Below are 13959 nucleotides of genomic sequence, written 5' to 3' on the forward strand. Positions count from 1 at the left end.
TTGCCTGCTGAAGGGCTACCATATTGTGAGTTCAAGTCTATCGGTGAATTCAATTCGGTTGCTTGATGACATGGTTCAGCGATAGGTCTTGAGTGTTCTGTCACCGGATTAATAGAAGGGGCCTTCAAATGCAGATGAGCGACACCCGAGAAATTCAGGCACCGCCCGCTGATGTCTATGCAGCCCTGCTGGACCCCGAAGTGTTGAAAGCCTGTGTTGCCGGCACGCAGGAAATATCAGGCAATCCTGCGGATGGCTATGAGGCCACGGTCGTGCAGAAGGTCGGGCCGGTGAAGGCGACGTTCAAAGGCACAGTGACCATGTCGGACATGGTCGAAGGAGAGCGCCTGACCATTGTCGGTGAAGGCAAAGGGGGAGCTGCGGGTTTTGCCAAAGGCAGCGCCAATGTGACGCTCAGCCCCAGCGAAAGCGGTGGCACGGTTTTGGCCTATGATGTTGATGCCAAGGTTGGCGGCAAGCTGGCACAGTTGGGCAGCCGCCTGATCGACGGGTTTGCCAAGAAGATGGCAGATCAGTTTTTCACCAAGCTGCAGGAGCATTTCGAGGGACCTGCAGAACCAACCGAGGGTGAAGAGACCTCTGATGAAGAAGGCAAGAAAGGGTGGTTGGGGCGCTTGACTGGCCGCGACTGATCCCTGCGTACGCGCGCAGGGCAATGTGCGATTTTGGCCTGTTCTGTCCCGTTCCGGCGCGATAGGGTCCCCGCCAGAACGAGGAAACGCATGTCGACAATTCTGTCTATCAAGAACCTTCGCAAATCCTATGCCGATGGTTTCGAAGCGCTGAAAGGCGTAACGCTGGATATCGAAGAGGGTGAAATCCTGGCTCTGCTCGGGCCGAATGGCGCGGGCAAAACAACCCTGATTTCAACCATCTGCGGCATCACCACGCCAACCTCGGGTTCGGTTACTGTTGGTGGCCACGATATCCAGACCGAGTTTCGCGCGGCCCGTCGTATGATCGGGCTGGTGCCTCAAGAAATTGCACTGGAGCCTTTTGAGAAGGTCTGGAATACGGTTCGGTTCTCTCGCGGTCTGTTCGGATATGGCAATGACAGCGCGCGGATCGAGGAAATCCTGCGCAAACTGTCTTTGTGGGACAAGCGCAAGAACGCGATCAAAGAGCTGTCGGGCGGGATGAAGCGCCGGGTGCTGATCGCCAAAGCACTGTCGCATGAGCCACGCGTGCTGTTTCTGGATGAACCCACCGCAGGCGTTGACGTCGAACTGCGCAAGGACATGTGGGATATCGTCGCCGAACTGAAGGCCAGCGGTGTGACCATTATTCTGACCACGCACTATATCGAAGAGGCCGAGGCGATTGCCGACCGTGTTGGTGTCATCGACAAGGGCGAGCTGCTGCTGGTGCAGGAAAAAGACAAGCTGATGGCTCAGATGGGCAAAAAGCAGATCGAGGTCATGTTGAATGAACCCATCTCGGCGATTCCCGATTGCCTGTCTGCCCATAACCTGTCGCTGAACGGTCAGGGGGATATGCTGGTCTATACCTATGACACCAATGCCGAACGTACGGGCATCACCACATTGTTGAACGATGTGGCGCAGGCCGGACTGGTATTGCGTGACGTTCAGACCCGGCAATCAAGCCTTGAGGAAATTTTCGTCAATCTGGTGTCGGGAGAGCCCGCATGAACTGGTCTGCAATCGCCGCCATCTACCGGTTCGAAATGGCCCGGTTCTTCCGCACACTGGCACAGAGCTTCATCTCGCCCGTTCTGTCCACATCACTCTATTTTGTGGTCTTTGGCACCGCCATTGGCAGTCGCATTCAGGAAGTTGAGGGGGTTTCTTACGGGGCCTTTATCGTGCCTGGCCTGATCATGCTGTCGGTCGTGATGCTTGCGATTTCGAACGCATCATTCGGCATCTATTTCCCGAAATTCCTGGGAACGATCTACGAGTTGCTTTCCGCGCCCGTCAATTTCATTGAAATCGTGATCGGATATGTCGGTGCGGCGGCCACGAAATCCCTGTTCGTCGGATTGGTGATTCTGGTTACGGCGACGTTCTTCGTGGATATTCGAATAGAACACCCGTTCGCCATGGCAGCATTCCTGATCCTGTCCTGTCTCAGCTTTTCCCTGTTGGGTTTCATCATCGGCATCTGGGCCAGCAATTTTGAACAGATGTCGCTGGTGCCTCAGCTGGTGGTGACACCTTTGATCTTTCTCGGCGGAACGTTCTATTCGATCTCAATGCTGCCACCGATCTGGCAGACCATCACTCTGTTCAACCCGGTGGTGTACCTGATTTCAGGCTTCAGGTGGTCCTTCTACGGCCTGGCGGATGTGCCGATCGGCCTCAGCCTGCTGGCGATCCTTGCTTTTACCGGGATTTGCCTGGCCATTATCGGCTGGATCTTCAAAACAGGCTGGCGCATTCGCAGCTAGGCCAGCGCCAGAGGCGTTGCATTTTTGCCCACCGGCTGTGTGAATTTAGTTCACGTCGCGTTTATGGCGCCTTCAGTCCCTTGTTTACGGGTTTAGGGGGCTCTACATCGGCATCCATGAAACTCAGCCTGCCGTTTCTCAAAAAGCAGCCATTCGTGGCCGTGGTCCGTTTGTCCGGTGCCATCGGAATGGCCGGTCGTGCGTCGTTGAATGACACGACGCTGGCCCCCGTTCTGGAAAAAGCTTTCCGCAAGGGTAAGCCGGTTGCCGTGGCGCTTGAAATCAACTCGCCCGGGGGCTCGCCTGTTCAAAGCTCGCTGATCGGTGCCCGGATCAGGCGGCTGGCGAAAGAGTTTGATGTACCCGTCATCGCCTTTGTCGAAGACGTGGCTGCATCTGGCGGGTACTGGCTTGCCGCGTCCGCGGATGAGATCTGGGCCGATGACAGTTCGGTCCTCGGATCAATTGGTGTGATTTCATCCGGATTTGGCGCGCATGTCTTTTTGGCGCGGCAGGGGTTTGAACGCCGGGTGCATACCGCAGGTCAGTCCAAATCCATGCTCGACCCTTTCTCGCCAGAGAAAAAGGAAGATGTTGCACGGCTGAAAGTGCTGCTTGGCGACATACACGAGAATTTCATTGCCTACGTCAAAGAGCGGCGCGGCGACAAGCTGGATCAAAGTGCCGATCTGTTCAACGGTGAGGTATGGCTGGCACGCCGGGCTCAGGAACTGGGACTGATCGAGGGTGTCGCGCATCTAAAGCCGAAACTGCAGGAGCGCTTCGGTGACAAGGTGAAATTCCGCCGCTACGGAGTACGCAAGCCGATCTGGTCACGTTTTGGTGCCGAACTGGCACAGGATGCCGTTGCAGGGATCGAGGAGCGGGCGGCATACGCGCGTTTCGGTTTGTGACGTGATTATCAAGGCGGTCACTCTGTTCCTCATCGCCATGGGTGTACTGGCGATGTTCGGCAAGCTGCGCTTTCCGGGGCAAAAACGACTGAACTCGGCAAAATGTCCGCGTTGTGGACGGTTTAAGATCGGCAAAGGCCCCTGTGCCTGCGAAAAAGGAGGCCGGACATGACGGCGTGGCTGCTTTCTGGCCTTGGGCTGCTGATCCTTCTGCTTGCGGGCGATGCGCTGGTGCGCGGTGCGGTCAACCTGAGCCTGCGTCTGGGTGTCCCGGCGCTCATCGTCAGCCTGACCATTGTGGCCTTTGGTACGTCAGCTCCGGAATTGCTGATTGCGATTAGCGCGATAAAGGAGAATGCGCCTGGTATCGCCTTGGGTAACGTCGTCGGATCAAACACCGCAAATATCTTATTGGTTCTGGGTCTGCCTGCCTTGCTGGCGACGCTGCACACTAGCGAGTGCGACAGCCGCAAGAACTATGTTTTCATGCTGCTGGCTTCGGTTCTGTTTATTGGCTTGGCGTTCTGCGGCGTCTTCAACCTCGCCAGCGGTGCAATCTTGTTGGCGGGTCTTGGGCTGGTTCTGATGAACGCCTTTCGCGAGGCGCACGCGCATCGCAAGGCTTGCGGTGAAGCCTGTGCTGACGATGAAGAACTGGAAGGTCTGGAAGAGGCCGATCCGGACATGCCCTATTGGAAAGTGTCGGTCTATCTGATCCTGGGACTCATCGGGCTCCCGATGGGGGCGCATCTTCTGGTCGAAAACGCAACGGAGATTGCGCTGACCTATGGCGTCAGTGAAACGGTTATCGGTCTGACGCTGGTGGCGGTCGGTACGTCATTGCCGGAATTGGCGACAACGGTGATGGCGGCATTGCGGCGTCAGGCTGACGTGGCGCTTGGCAACGTCATCGGATCGAACATGTTCAACCTGCTGGCCATCGTGGGCATCGCGACCCTGTTCGGTCGTATCCCTGTTGATCCTGAATTCCTGCACTTTGATCTGTGGGTCATGCTGGGCGCATCCCTGCTGTTGGTTCCGTTCGTGTTTTTCAAACAGGACATTACGCGCGTCTGGGGATTGATCCTGACACTGCTCTACGCCGTATACGTTATCAGCCTGTTGGCGTGACCTGATATTGGGAGGTGATCCATGACCCGAGCACTCGTGACCGGCGCCGGTATTCGTCTGGGCCGGGCCATGGCTTTGTATCTTGCACAGCGCGGATTTGATGTTGCGGTTCACTATGCCTCCTCGGAGCAACCAGCATTGGACACGGTGTCAGAGGTTCAGGAGATGGGGCGTCAGTCAGTCGCTCTGAAAGTTGATCTGCTGGACGAAGCTCAGGTCACTGCGCTGTTGCCGCGTGCGGCCGAGGCGTTAGGTGGACCGATTACCTGTCTGGTGAACAATGCGTCGATCTTTGAGTATGACAACATCCAAACGGCGACTCGACAAAGCTGGGACCGCCATCTGGACAGCAATCTGCGGGCGCCGTTCGTTCTGACCCAGGCTATGGCAGAACAGGGGCTGGAGCCCAGGATTGATGAGAACGGCGAGCCACAGGCCACAGGGCTGATCGTCAACATGGTCGATATGAGGGTGCGCAAGCTGACCCCAGAGTTCATGTCCTACACGATCGCGAAAATGGGATTGTGGGCTCTAACACGCACCGCGGCACAAGCACTGACACCTGCGATCCGTGTGAATGCCATTGGCCCAGGCCCTACGGTGCAGGGTCATCGGCAGAGCGAAGATCATTTCAAGGCACAGCGTCAAAACACAATCCTTGAACGTGGGTCGAACCCCTCGGATATCACGGCTGCGCTGGGCTATTTTTTGGATGCACATGCCGTCACGGGGCAGCTTTTGTGCGTCGATGGCGGTCAGCATTTGGGTTGGCAGACACCAGATGTGTTGGGTGTGGAATAGGTAATTCTGCTGCAAGTTTTGCACCGCTCTCATTCCTGTTACCCGCGCGTTACAAAAATGTCTTATTTTTCATGCACTTGCTACGTATTCAAAAAACTTTTGTTTGAAAACAATGGGTTAATTTGATGCCTATTTTTTGTGCAACTCAAGGAAAAGTCAAAGATTTAAGGGGATTTTGTTGCGCCTGGAAAGTTATCTGCACAGTTATCCACAGAAGTAGTGGATTTGTTTTCTCTTGATCTGAGACACACAAGATTGCAGCCATAGTCAGAGAATCATATCTGAGAGCCATGACTTCTCACAGCGAAACGACCTCGGACTCCCAACCCACCGGCTATGCCTGCATTCAGCGTTATCTCAAGACGCTGGACAGTTCGCCGGGCGTATACCGTATGCTCGACGCGGATAGTCGTGTGCTGTATGTCGGCAAGGCGCAAAACCTCAAGGCGAGGGTTTCCAACTATGCGCGTCCGGGGCATTCAGGCCGGATCGAACGGATGATCGCGGCAACCGCCTCAATGATGTTCCTGACGACGCGGACCGAGACTGAGGCGCTGCTGCTCGAGCAGAACCTGATCAAGCAGCTCAAGCCCAAGTACAACGTGTTGCTGCGGGACGATAAGAGCTTTCCCAATATTCTGGTCGCCAAGGATCATGCCTTTCCGCAAATAAAGAAACATCGCGGAGCGAAGAAAGAGAAGGGCGCTTATTTCGGACCGTTTGCCAGTGCCGGGGCCGTAAACCGTACTTTGAACCAGCTGCAAAAGGCATTCCTGCTGCGCAATTGTTCGGATTCCATGTTCGACAGTCGGACGCGGCCGTGCCTGCTCTATCAGATCAAACGCTGTTCGGGACCTTGTGTTGATCTGATTTCCGAGGCAGACTACCGCGAAAGCGTCAAGGATGCCGAACGCTTCCTGTCCGGTCGTTCAACCAAGGTGCAGGAAGAACTGGCCGAACAGATGATGGCCGCGTCCGAGGCGATGGAGTTCGAACGCGCCGCCGGATTGCGCGACCGTATCCGCGCGTTGACGCAGGTGCAGACCTCTCAGGGCATCAACCCGCGCGGTGTGGCCGAGGCGGATGTGATCGGCCTCTATATGGACAGCGGGCAGGCCTGTGTGCAGGTGTTTTTCATCCGGGCAAACCAGAACTGGGGCAACAAGGATTTCTATCCGCGCGTCGGGCCGGATGTGTCGGCGGCCGAGGTGATGGAGGCGTTCCTTGGTCAGTTCTACGACAACAAGGAACCGCCCCGGCAACTGATCCTATCGGATGCGATTGAAAACGCTGATCTGATGCAAGAGGTGTTGACTGAAAAGGCGGGGCGCAAGGTCGAGATCCTTGTGCCTCAGCGCGGTGAAAAGCAGGAGCTGGTCGCGGGTGCCTTGCGTAACGCGCGGGAATCTCTGGCGCGTCGCATGTCTGAAAGCGCCACGCAGGCCAAGTTGTTGCGCGGTGTGGCCGAGGCGTTTGATTTGGACAGCCCGCCGGATCGGATTGAGGTCTACGATAACTCGCACATTCAAGGCACCAACGCCGTAGGCGGGATGATCGTCGCGGGGCCGGAAGGCTTCATGAAGAACGCCTACCGTAAATTCAACATACGCGGCGATGACCTGACCCCGGGCGATGATTTCGGCATGATGAAAGAGGTTCTGACCCGGCGCTTTACCCGTCTTCAGAAAGAAGACCCGGATCGGGAAAAAGGGATGTGGCCCGATCTTCTGTTGATCGATGGCGGAGCCGGGCAGGTGAGCGCCGTGCACGAGATCATGCAGGCCCACGGCGTCGAAGACATCCCGATGGTAGGTGTCGCTAAAGGTGTCGACCGGGACCATGGCAAGGAAGAGTTCCACCGTATCGGTCAACGCCCCTTTGCCCTGAAGCGAAATGACCCTGTTCTGTACTTCATTCAGCGTTTGCGGGACGAAGCGCACCGGTTTGCAATTGGGACACACCGCGCCAAGCGGGCCAAGGCCGTGGGGGCGACGCCTTTGGATGAAATCCCGGGTGTCGGTGCTGCGCGTAAACGCGCCTTGCTGGCGCATTTCGGCAGTGCCAAAGCGGTCAGCCGGGCCAATTTGGCGGATTTGAAAGCGGTCGAGGGTATCTCAGCGGGTTTGGCGCAAAAGGTTTATGATTACTTCCATGACAAGGGTTAGGTTTTTCGCCCACGCCAGAGGATGTACATCCCCGAGGCCACGATCAGTGCGCTGCCGATCCACATTGTCTGGTCCAGTCGCTCGCCGAACATCACCACGCCAAGTCCAATTCCGAACAACAACCGCGAATAGCGGAATGGCGTGACTGACGAAACTTCACCCGTGCGCATGGCTTTCATCAGCGAGGCATAAGCCATGACCCCCATAAGGATCGCGCCCGACATGTGCAGGCTGACATGTGTGGTCAGCGGCTCTATCGGGGCACCTTCCCAGAAGCGATAGGCCAATCCGGCGACGATGATGCAGAGGAATCCATAAAACCCCAAAACCTCGGTTCCCAGAGTGGCAGGGGCCGCGCGGCTGGCCAGATCGCGCCCGGCAAATCCCAGCATTCCCAACACGGCAAGGATCGACAGGGCAGAGAAACTGTCTCCGGTTGGTTTGATGATGATCACCACGCCGATCAGGCCGATCAGAATTGCGCTCCATCGTCGCCAGCCAACGGTTTCTCCAAAAAACATCGCAGCCCCGGCGACAACGACCAGAGGAGTGGCCTGCAAGATCACCGTGGCCGAAGACAGAGGCGTCAGAGCGATGGCCAGTACGTAGAAAAGCCGCCCGAGTATTTCAAAGATCACCCGCACCTTCATCGGGCGGGACAGCACATCAGGTTGGAACAGCCGGGTGCCTCGTATCATGGCGACAGCCGCAAAGATCACCGCGCCACCAGCGCCGAAAAGGACCAGCACCTGCCAGATTGGGATTGAAGAAGAGGCGCTTTTGATCAGCGCGTCCTCAAGTGCGAAAAGCGCCATGGCAGCGATCATCCAGGCGCTGCCAATCAGGTTCGATCGGGGATCGGTTTGTATATGTGCTGTCATGTTGTCCGACGTCCCGACTGCCTGAAGATGGTAACGGCCTGCCTCGGACCGGTCTGGTCGGCAATCTGGCCGGAAATGTAGCCGAGGCCAAGAAGTATCGGGTTGACTGTTCAGCCTTGCGACGCTTTGACCCGAACGGGGTCAACCGACTGTGATCCGAGCAGTTTTTGATCACTCTGTCTTTTCTGTCCTGAAACAGCAATGTAGGGTCGGCCTCATGAAATGGAACTTGCCCAACATTCTGACCGTCCTGCGGTTGCTTGCTGCCCCCGGACTGGCCGTGATGTTTTTGTACTTCACCCGTCCCTATGCGGATTGGTTTGCTCTGATCCTGTTCATGACAGCCGCTATTACCGATTGGTTCGATGGCTATCTGGCACGTGCCTGGAAGCAGGAAACCAAGATCGGGGCGATGATGGACCCGATTGCCGATAAGGCGATGGTTGTGATCGCTTTGATGATCCTTGTGGGGTATTCAACCGAACACTGGACGCCATGGCTGGTGCTGCCCGCCACGGTTATCCTGTTTCGCGAAGTGTTCGTGTCCGGATTGCGCGAATATCTGGGTGATGTTGCAGGAACGCTTAAGGTTACCAAGCTGGCAAAGTGGAAGACCACGGCACAGATGGTGGCAATCGCCGTGCTGTTTTCGCAGGGTATTTTCGAGCATTACTTTGTGATGTCCACATTCGGTATGGATGCTGAGTTGATTGACCAGATCCTCAGCGGGCAGACCGAAGATGTGAACGGGCTGGCATGGAAGCTGGAAGGCATGTTCTGGGCCGGGCGGATCGGATTGTGGCTGTTGTGGATTGCGGCGACGCTGACATTGATCACAGGCTATGACTACCTACGTAAAGCCATGCCTCATCTGAAGGAGAGTTAAGGGATGGATGTACTGTATTTCGCCTGGGTGCGTGAACGGATCGGCCTCCCGAAAGAGAAGGTCGAGACCGAGGCCGCAACAGTCAATGACCTCGTGGCCGAGCTCAGTGCGCGTGAAGATCGGTATGCGGCTGCGTTCGCGGATCTGTCGGCACTGCGTGTTGCACTGGATCAGGAGTTGTCCGACTTTGACGCGCCTCTTCAGGGTGTGCGGGAAGTTGCGTTCTTTCCGCCGATGACCGGAGGCTAAGCCGGTGCGCATCGCAGTTCAGCAGGAAGAGTTCGATCTTGGTGCAGAGGCAAATACCTTTGCCGCCAGCGACACTGCGAATGGTGCGATCGTGACGTTTACCGGCGTTGTTCGTGATCTGGCTCGGGGCGATCTCGATGCCATGGAAATCGAACACTACCCGGGCATGACTGAACGAGCGATTACCAAAATCGCAGAAGAGGCCAAGTCGCGCTGGTCATTGGGGGATGTTCTGATCATCCATCGCCACGGGCGTTTGGCACCGGGTGATCGTATCATGATGGTCGCGACCGCTGCACCGCACCGTAAGGATGCGTTCGAAGCGGCGGAGTATCTGATGGATTACCTCAAGTCCCGCGCGCCGTTCTGGAAAAAGGAAATCTCTGCTTCCGGGGCGGATTGGGTTGCTGCCAAGGACGAAGACGAAGACGCGCTGAGCCGCTGGTAAGCCTGTGGCACCAGCACCCTTGGACGGATGCTGGTATGGTTTTCAGAAAATCAGCTGGTCTGTTCCTGATTGCATTTACGGGCAGCTTCGATGGCTTTGAGCGTGCCGTCCAAATTCACGGTGAACGCGAACTCTTTTTCAGGGAACACGGTCATATCGTATTTCTTCATCACATCGTCGACGAATTGCGGATTGTTCGCCAGGATGTAACCGCCGGTATATCCTTCGGCCAGATGCTTGGTTTTCTTATGCGCCTCGGCTGAATACAGATTTCCGTCTAGTGACAGAATGATCTCTTCTTTCTTACCTTTGAGGCCAATGTCATTCTTTGTGAACACACCGAGATATCCCATCTCGTGGTCCTTTGTCAGACCCATTTGCACAACGTTCTGATTTTCGTCCATCCGTTCGATCAAGCATGACCCGCGTGTTTCATCCACAAAAATGGTCCAGCCCGATTCCTCACCCCAATTGGTGAAGGTATCGTTTTCGGATGGGATGACATCACTCGAAGCGAATGTTGTGGTTGCGAAATAGGCAGTTACGATAGTCGCGGTCTTTAAAGTTGATTTGAAATTCATGGTACACTCCAATTTTGCTGGATAGTGAACACTGGTACGCGTAGGCAAAATCGTACCAATTCATGATATTGAATTTGTTGGAAAAACTGAAGTGTGTCGATTTGAACCGGCTAAAAGATGCCGATCCAGGCCACGAGTCAGTACGAAGCCTCTGACTGAAAACTTAGAGACGGGACCGTCAGGCCCGAGTTAATCTGCGTTGTTGATCCGACCGCGAAGCTCTTCGGCCTCTTGCCGGGCCGCGCGCAGGCCATCCATTGCCGCGGCAAGTTCAGCTTCGGTCTGGGTCAGCTGATTGGTCAGCTCAGCTTCGCGCTGCTGCAGATAAGTAATTGCCTGATCCCGGGTTTCCTCGGCCTCGTGCAATTCCTGACTCATGCGATCCAGATCGGCCACGTCGCTTTGACGGACGCGGGACAGTCGGTGCGCCAGCCAGTTGGCGAACCAGCCCATGCAAAAGGCCGCAAACAGGATGATGGCAGTGGCGATGATGAATTCGGTTCTGTTCAACTTACTGGTCCTCTGCATCCGCGTCAGATGCGTTGTCTTCTGTTTGCTCGTCAGGCTGTTCCGCTTCGCCAGGCTCGCTCGTCACTTCCATCGCTTCCAATCCTGTTTCGGTATTGGATACGGGTTCGGGGCGGATCAGGCGGAATTCGATGCGGCGGTTTTCTTCGCGCCCCTCTTCGGTGTCGTTGTCCGCGATGGGCTGCGTTTCACCATAGCCGACTGCTGAATAGCTGGATGTCGGCACCCGGCGGCCGCGCAGCTCATTCAGGATGGATTGGGCACGCGCCTGACTCAGCTGCTGGTTCATTTCTTCACGGCCCTGACTGTCAGTGTGACCCTGAATTTCCATCCGGATAGGTCCGCATTCACGCAGAATCTCAGCGATTTGGTTGAGCGTATCGCGCGAATCCGCTGCCACGGTGGCTGAACCGGGTTCGAAGGCGATCTTGCTGCCGCCCTGAACATCTGCGATCTGCGTTTCGCACAATTCGGGGTCAGGCAGGGCATCTTCCGGCTCCGGAGGTTCCTGATAGGTGATGGCGAGATCGAAGTCCTGTGCATCACCCAGCTTGTCAGAGAGCATTCCGGCAATGCGGGCTTTGGCGTCTTTGTCATGGCTGACGCCTGATACGGAAACGGAATCCGGGGTCACGATCAAAGCCCCATTGTGCAACTGAGCCAAGGCCTCAAGTCCCGCCAATACCCGGACCGACCAATCTGCAGGCAGGTCTGACACGATGCGGGTGGCGGTATGAACCTGTTCAGACCCAAACGCCGCGCGAGCGTAGCTATCGACCATATCCCGTGTGGTTTCGTCACCGATGCGGCCTCGCATCTGTACCAGCCCCTCAGGGCTGCGCGTGGTTGAGAACTCGACAGGGCCTGTCTGTTCGACTGTTTCTGGCTCAGGCAGGACGGCGTGCAGTGCAAAGACTTCGGGCAAGGCATTCTCCAGCTCGCCCACAACCCGATCAAACAGCGCGGGATCTGTACCCTGCGCTGCAATCAGGGTGATGTCCGCGTCAGACATGGTCACAGAGCCTTGCCCGATGTCGGCCAGTGCCTGAATGCTCTGACCTGCCGCCACATCCCAGTTGGGAGAAGGAACACCCAAACCGATGGTGCAGGAATATGGTCCGGTCATACCAGCCTTCTCGGCTGCAGCCACAATGGCATCCCGGGCATCTTCGTCCTGAGCGGAACAGGCGTCGAATGTGCCGCCGGTTTCGTCAATCAGGTAGCGCAGCGTAAACGGTGTGATAACCGGGCGCGGGGCCGAGATCGAAAGACCGATGCGCAAACTGGGAGGGGCCGCTCGGGTCAGGTCCTGTTCAAGCTTTTCCTTTTCCTGCTGGCTGTCCGCAATCGCCGTGATTTTGACCAGTCCGGGGCTGGCAGAGATTTTGGCACGTGGCAATCGGGCAAGGGCCTGCACCGCATAGTCCAGCGCATCATCCCAGCCACGGGGTTTGGGGTAGTCGGCAGTTTCCATCAGGTCTGACACAACCGCATCACCGTCAAGACGCTGCAGATTGTCCATCAGTGCTTCTCGGTCTTCGCTTTCTGGGATCAGCCCGATTACCGAGATACCGCTGTCATTGCGCAGAATTTCGGCCGAGAACCGGGGCGGTGCCAGATCAGCGGTTGGCGCCACCTGCATCTCGTCAATCACGCGCGATGTATCGACCTCGGTGCCTGCGGCGGTCAGCGCGTTGAACCGAGTCGCTTCGTCCGGCGCAGTGCCTGTCAGGACGACGCGCAGGCCATCGGATTCCACTTCTGCCCAGTCATGGCCCTTGAGGTTCAGCGCCTTTCTTACGGCAAATTCCGAGGTTTCTTCGATCTTTGTCACCGCTGAGCTGGCAGCCAGCAGGGACAACCCTGCGGACACGAGAAAGATCAGGGCGACGACGAAAAAGTACGGCAGACGCATGGGCGGGTATGAAACTCCTCAACCGGTCGCACGGACTCTTACAGACCCCGGAGCCGAGGTGCAATCAGAGCAACAGGGCGACGCAAAGGAAGATCAGCGGAATGAGGCCGGTATCGCGATTTGAACGGAACAACTGCAAGAGCTTGGCGTTGTCCTCGATGTCCAGACCCCTCAATTGCCAGGCCATATGCCAGCCCATCGCCCATGGCCCGGCGATGGCAACAAGGATCGCGAGCACCGACGCCCCGGGTACGGCAGCATCGATGATGGCAAGACCCATCAAAGACACGGTCGCGACCAGAAAATACTTCAGCCATTTGGAGGTATCGGTTCCGAACAATCGGGCGGTGGATTTGATGCCCACAAGCTCGTCATCTTCGGCATCCTGATGCGCGTAGATGGTGTCATAGAAGAGGGTCCAAGCGATGCCGGACAGGTACAGGAGGATGGCGGGCCAGCCTATCGTGCCCGTATGTGCAGCCCATGCCAGCAAGGCGCCCCAGTTGAAGGCCAGACCCAGAAAGACCTGCGGCCACCAAGTGAATCGCTTTGCGAACGGGTAAATCGTAACAGGCAGGAGAGACAAAACCCCCATGGCGATAGCGGCCCGGTTAAAGGTCAGCAGAATCGCCAGGGCCAGCAGGCACTGAAGAACCATCCAGAAAGCCGCCTGCCGAACGCTGACTTGTCCGGACGGGATCGGGCGCGAACGGGTGCGTTCGACCTGACCATCATAGTCGCGATCGGTGATGTCGTTCCACGTGCAACCGGCCCCGCGCATCAGAAACGCTCCAAGGGCGCAGCCGATCGCGATCCACAAATCTTCCCATCGCGCATTGCCGTCGCTGAGTATGGCAAGTGCAAGTCCCCACCAGCAGGGAATCAGCAAAAGCCATGTCCCGATCGGCCGGTCAGCGCGCGACAGACGCAGATAGGGTCGGGCAAAGGCCGGGGCATGTGTGTCGACCCAGTTACCGGTGACGGCATCGGCGACCTGACCATCTGGTGTTGGGGCATTGCCTTGCATAT

The 13959-nt window shown here is 56.7% G+C and carries 15 protein-coding genes; 10 read left to right on the forward strand and 5 right to left on the reverse strand.

Features of this window, described 5'->3' with window-relative positions; all coding sequences use genetic code 11:
- Positions 1-128 precede the first annotated feature (128 nt).
- The 7 genes from ACR0CW_RS08630 to uvrC all read left to right on the forward strand — a co-directional run bounded on the left by ACR0CW_RS08630 (position 129) and on the right by uvrC (position 7442).
- Entirely contained in the window at positions 129-653 is a 525-nt protein-coding gene (locus ACR0CW_RS08630) for an SRPBCC family protein (protein WP_480787485.1), read from the forward strand.
- 90 nt (positions 654-743) lie between these two features.
- Positions 744-1673: an ABC transporter ATP-binding protein gene (locus ACR0CW_RS08635; RefSeq protein WP_480787486.1), complete on the forward strand. Its 930-nt coding sequence runs from the start codon at positions 744-746 to the stop codon at positions 1671-1673.
- Positions 1670-2431 carry an ABC transporter permease gene (locus tag ACR0CW_RS08640; RefSeq protein ID WP_155142142.1) on the forward strand — a complete coding sequence of 254 codons (762 nt, stop codon included), beginning with the start codon at positions 1670-1672 and terminating at the stop codon, positions 2429-2431. Before ACR0CW_RS08635 ends, ACR0CW_RS08640 begins: the two co-directional genes overlap by 4 nt.
- 116 nt (positions 2432-2547) lie before the next feature.
- Complete coding sequence (locus tag ACR0CW_RS08645) at positions 2548-3345, forward strand: S49 family peptidase (RefSeq protein ID WP_155142140.1); 798 nt, start codon at positions 2548-2550, stop codon at positions 3343-3345.
- Between the two features lie 168 nt (positions 3346-3513).
- Complete coding sequence (locus ACR0CW_RS08650; protein WP_480741608.1) at positions 3514-4476, forward strand: calcium/sodium antiporter; 963 nt, start codon at positions 3514-3516, stop codon at positions 4474-4476.
- 21 nt (positions 4477-4497) lie between these two features.
- On the forward strand, positions 4498-5277 hold the full coding sequence (locus ACR0CW_RS08655; protein ID WP_480787487.1) for an SDR family oxidoreductase: 780 nt from the start codon (positions 4498-4500) through the stop codon (positions 5275-5277).
- Between the two features lie 290 nt (positions 5278-5567).
- A complete protein-coding gene (gene uvrC, locus ACR0CW_RS08660; RefSeq protein WP_480787488.1) occupies positions 5568-7442 on the forward strand; it encodes an excinuclease ABC subunit UvrC in 1875 nt (624 codons plus the stop codon).
- Here uvrC and ACR0CW_RS08665 read toward each other — a convergent pair.
- Positions 7439-8323, reverse strand: coding sequence for a DMT family transporter (locus ACR0CW_RS08665; protein ID WP_480787489.1), 885 nt, complete (start codon positions 8321-8323; stop codon positions 7439-7441). The two genes, uvrC and ACR0CW_RS08665, sit on opposite strands and share 4 nt — an antisense overlap.
- 217 nt (positions 8324-8540) lie before the next feature.
- On the opposite strand from ACR0CW_RS08665, the gene pgsA reads away from it, so the two are divergent.
- Genes pgsA through ACR0CW_RS08680 form a run of 3 tightly spaced genes read left to right on the forward strand, consistent with a single transcriptional unit; the run spans position 8541 to position 9906 of the window.
- A complete protein-coding gene (gene pgsA / locus ACR0CW_RS08670; protein WP_155142128.1) occupies positions 8541-9209 on the forward strand; it encodes a CDP-diacylglycerol--glycerol-3-phosphate 3-phosphatidyltransferase in 669 nt (222 codons plus the stop codon).
- Between the two features lie 3 nt (positions 9210-9212).
- Positions 9213-9458 carry a molybdopterin converting factor subunit 1 gene (gene moaD / locus ACR0CW_RS08675; protein ID WP_155142126.1) on the forward strand — a complete coding sequence of 82 codons (246 nt, stop codon included), beginning with the start codon at positions 9213-9215 and terminating at the stop codon, positions 9456-9458.
- A gap of 4 nt (positions 9459-9462) precedes the next feature.
- Positions 9463-9906: a molybdenum cofactor biosynthesis protein MoaE gene (locus ACR0CW_RS08680; RefSeq protein ID WP_480787490.1), complete on the forward strand. Its 444-nt coding sequence runs from the start codon at positions 9463-9465 to the stop codon at positions 9904-9906.
- A gap of 50 nt (positions 9907-9956) precedes the next feature.
- Here ACR0CW_RS08680 and ACR0CW_RS08685 read toward each other — a convergent pair whose 3' ends face one another.
- The 4 genes from ACR0CW_RS08685 to ubiA form a co-directional block, all read right to left on the reverse strand.
- Positions 9957-10487 carry a hypothetical protein gene (locus ACR0CW_RS08685; protein WP_480741596.1) on the reverse strand — a complete coding sequence of 177 codons (531 nt, stop codon included), beginning with the start codon at positions 10485-10487 and terminating at the stop codon, positions 9957-9959.
- Between the two features lie 189 nt (positions 10488-10676).
- The gene (locus ACR0CW_RS08690; protein ID WP_050603973.1) at positions 10677-10997 is read right to left on the reverse strand and encodes a hypothetical protein; all 321 of its coding nucleotides are present in this window, start codon (positions 10995-10997) and stop codon (positions 10677-10679) included.
- A 1-nt stretch (position 10998) separates the two neighbouring features.
- On the reverse strand, positions 10999-12930 hold the full coding sequence (locus tag ACR0CW_RS08695) for an OmpA family protein (protein WP_480787491.1): 1932 nt from the start codon (positions 12928-12930) through the stop codon (positions 10999-11001).
- Between the two features lie 64 nt (positions 12931-12994).
- Positions 12995-13957, reverse strand: a complete 963-nt coding sequence (gene ubiA / locus ACR0CW_RS08700; RefSeq protein ID WP_480787492.1) for a 4-hydroxybenzoate octaprenyltransferase — start codon at positions 13955-13957, stop codon at positions 12995-12997.
- Positions 13958-13959 lie beyond the last annotated feature (2 nt).

It is taken from the genome of Ruegeria sp. CH6, assembly GCF_056537005.1.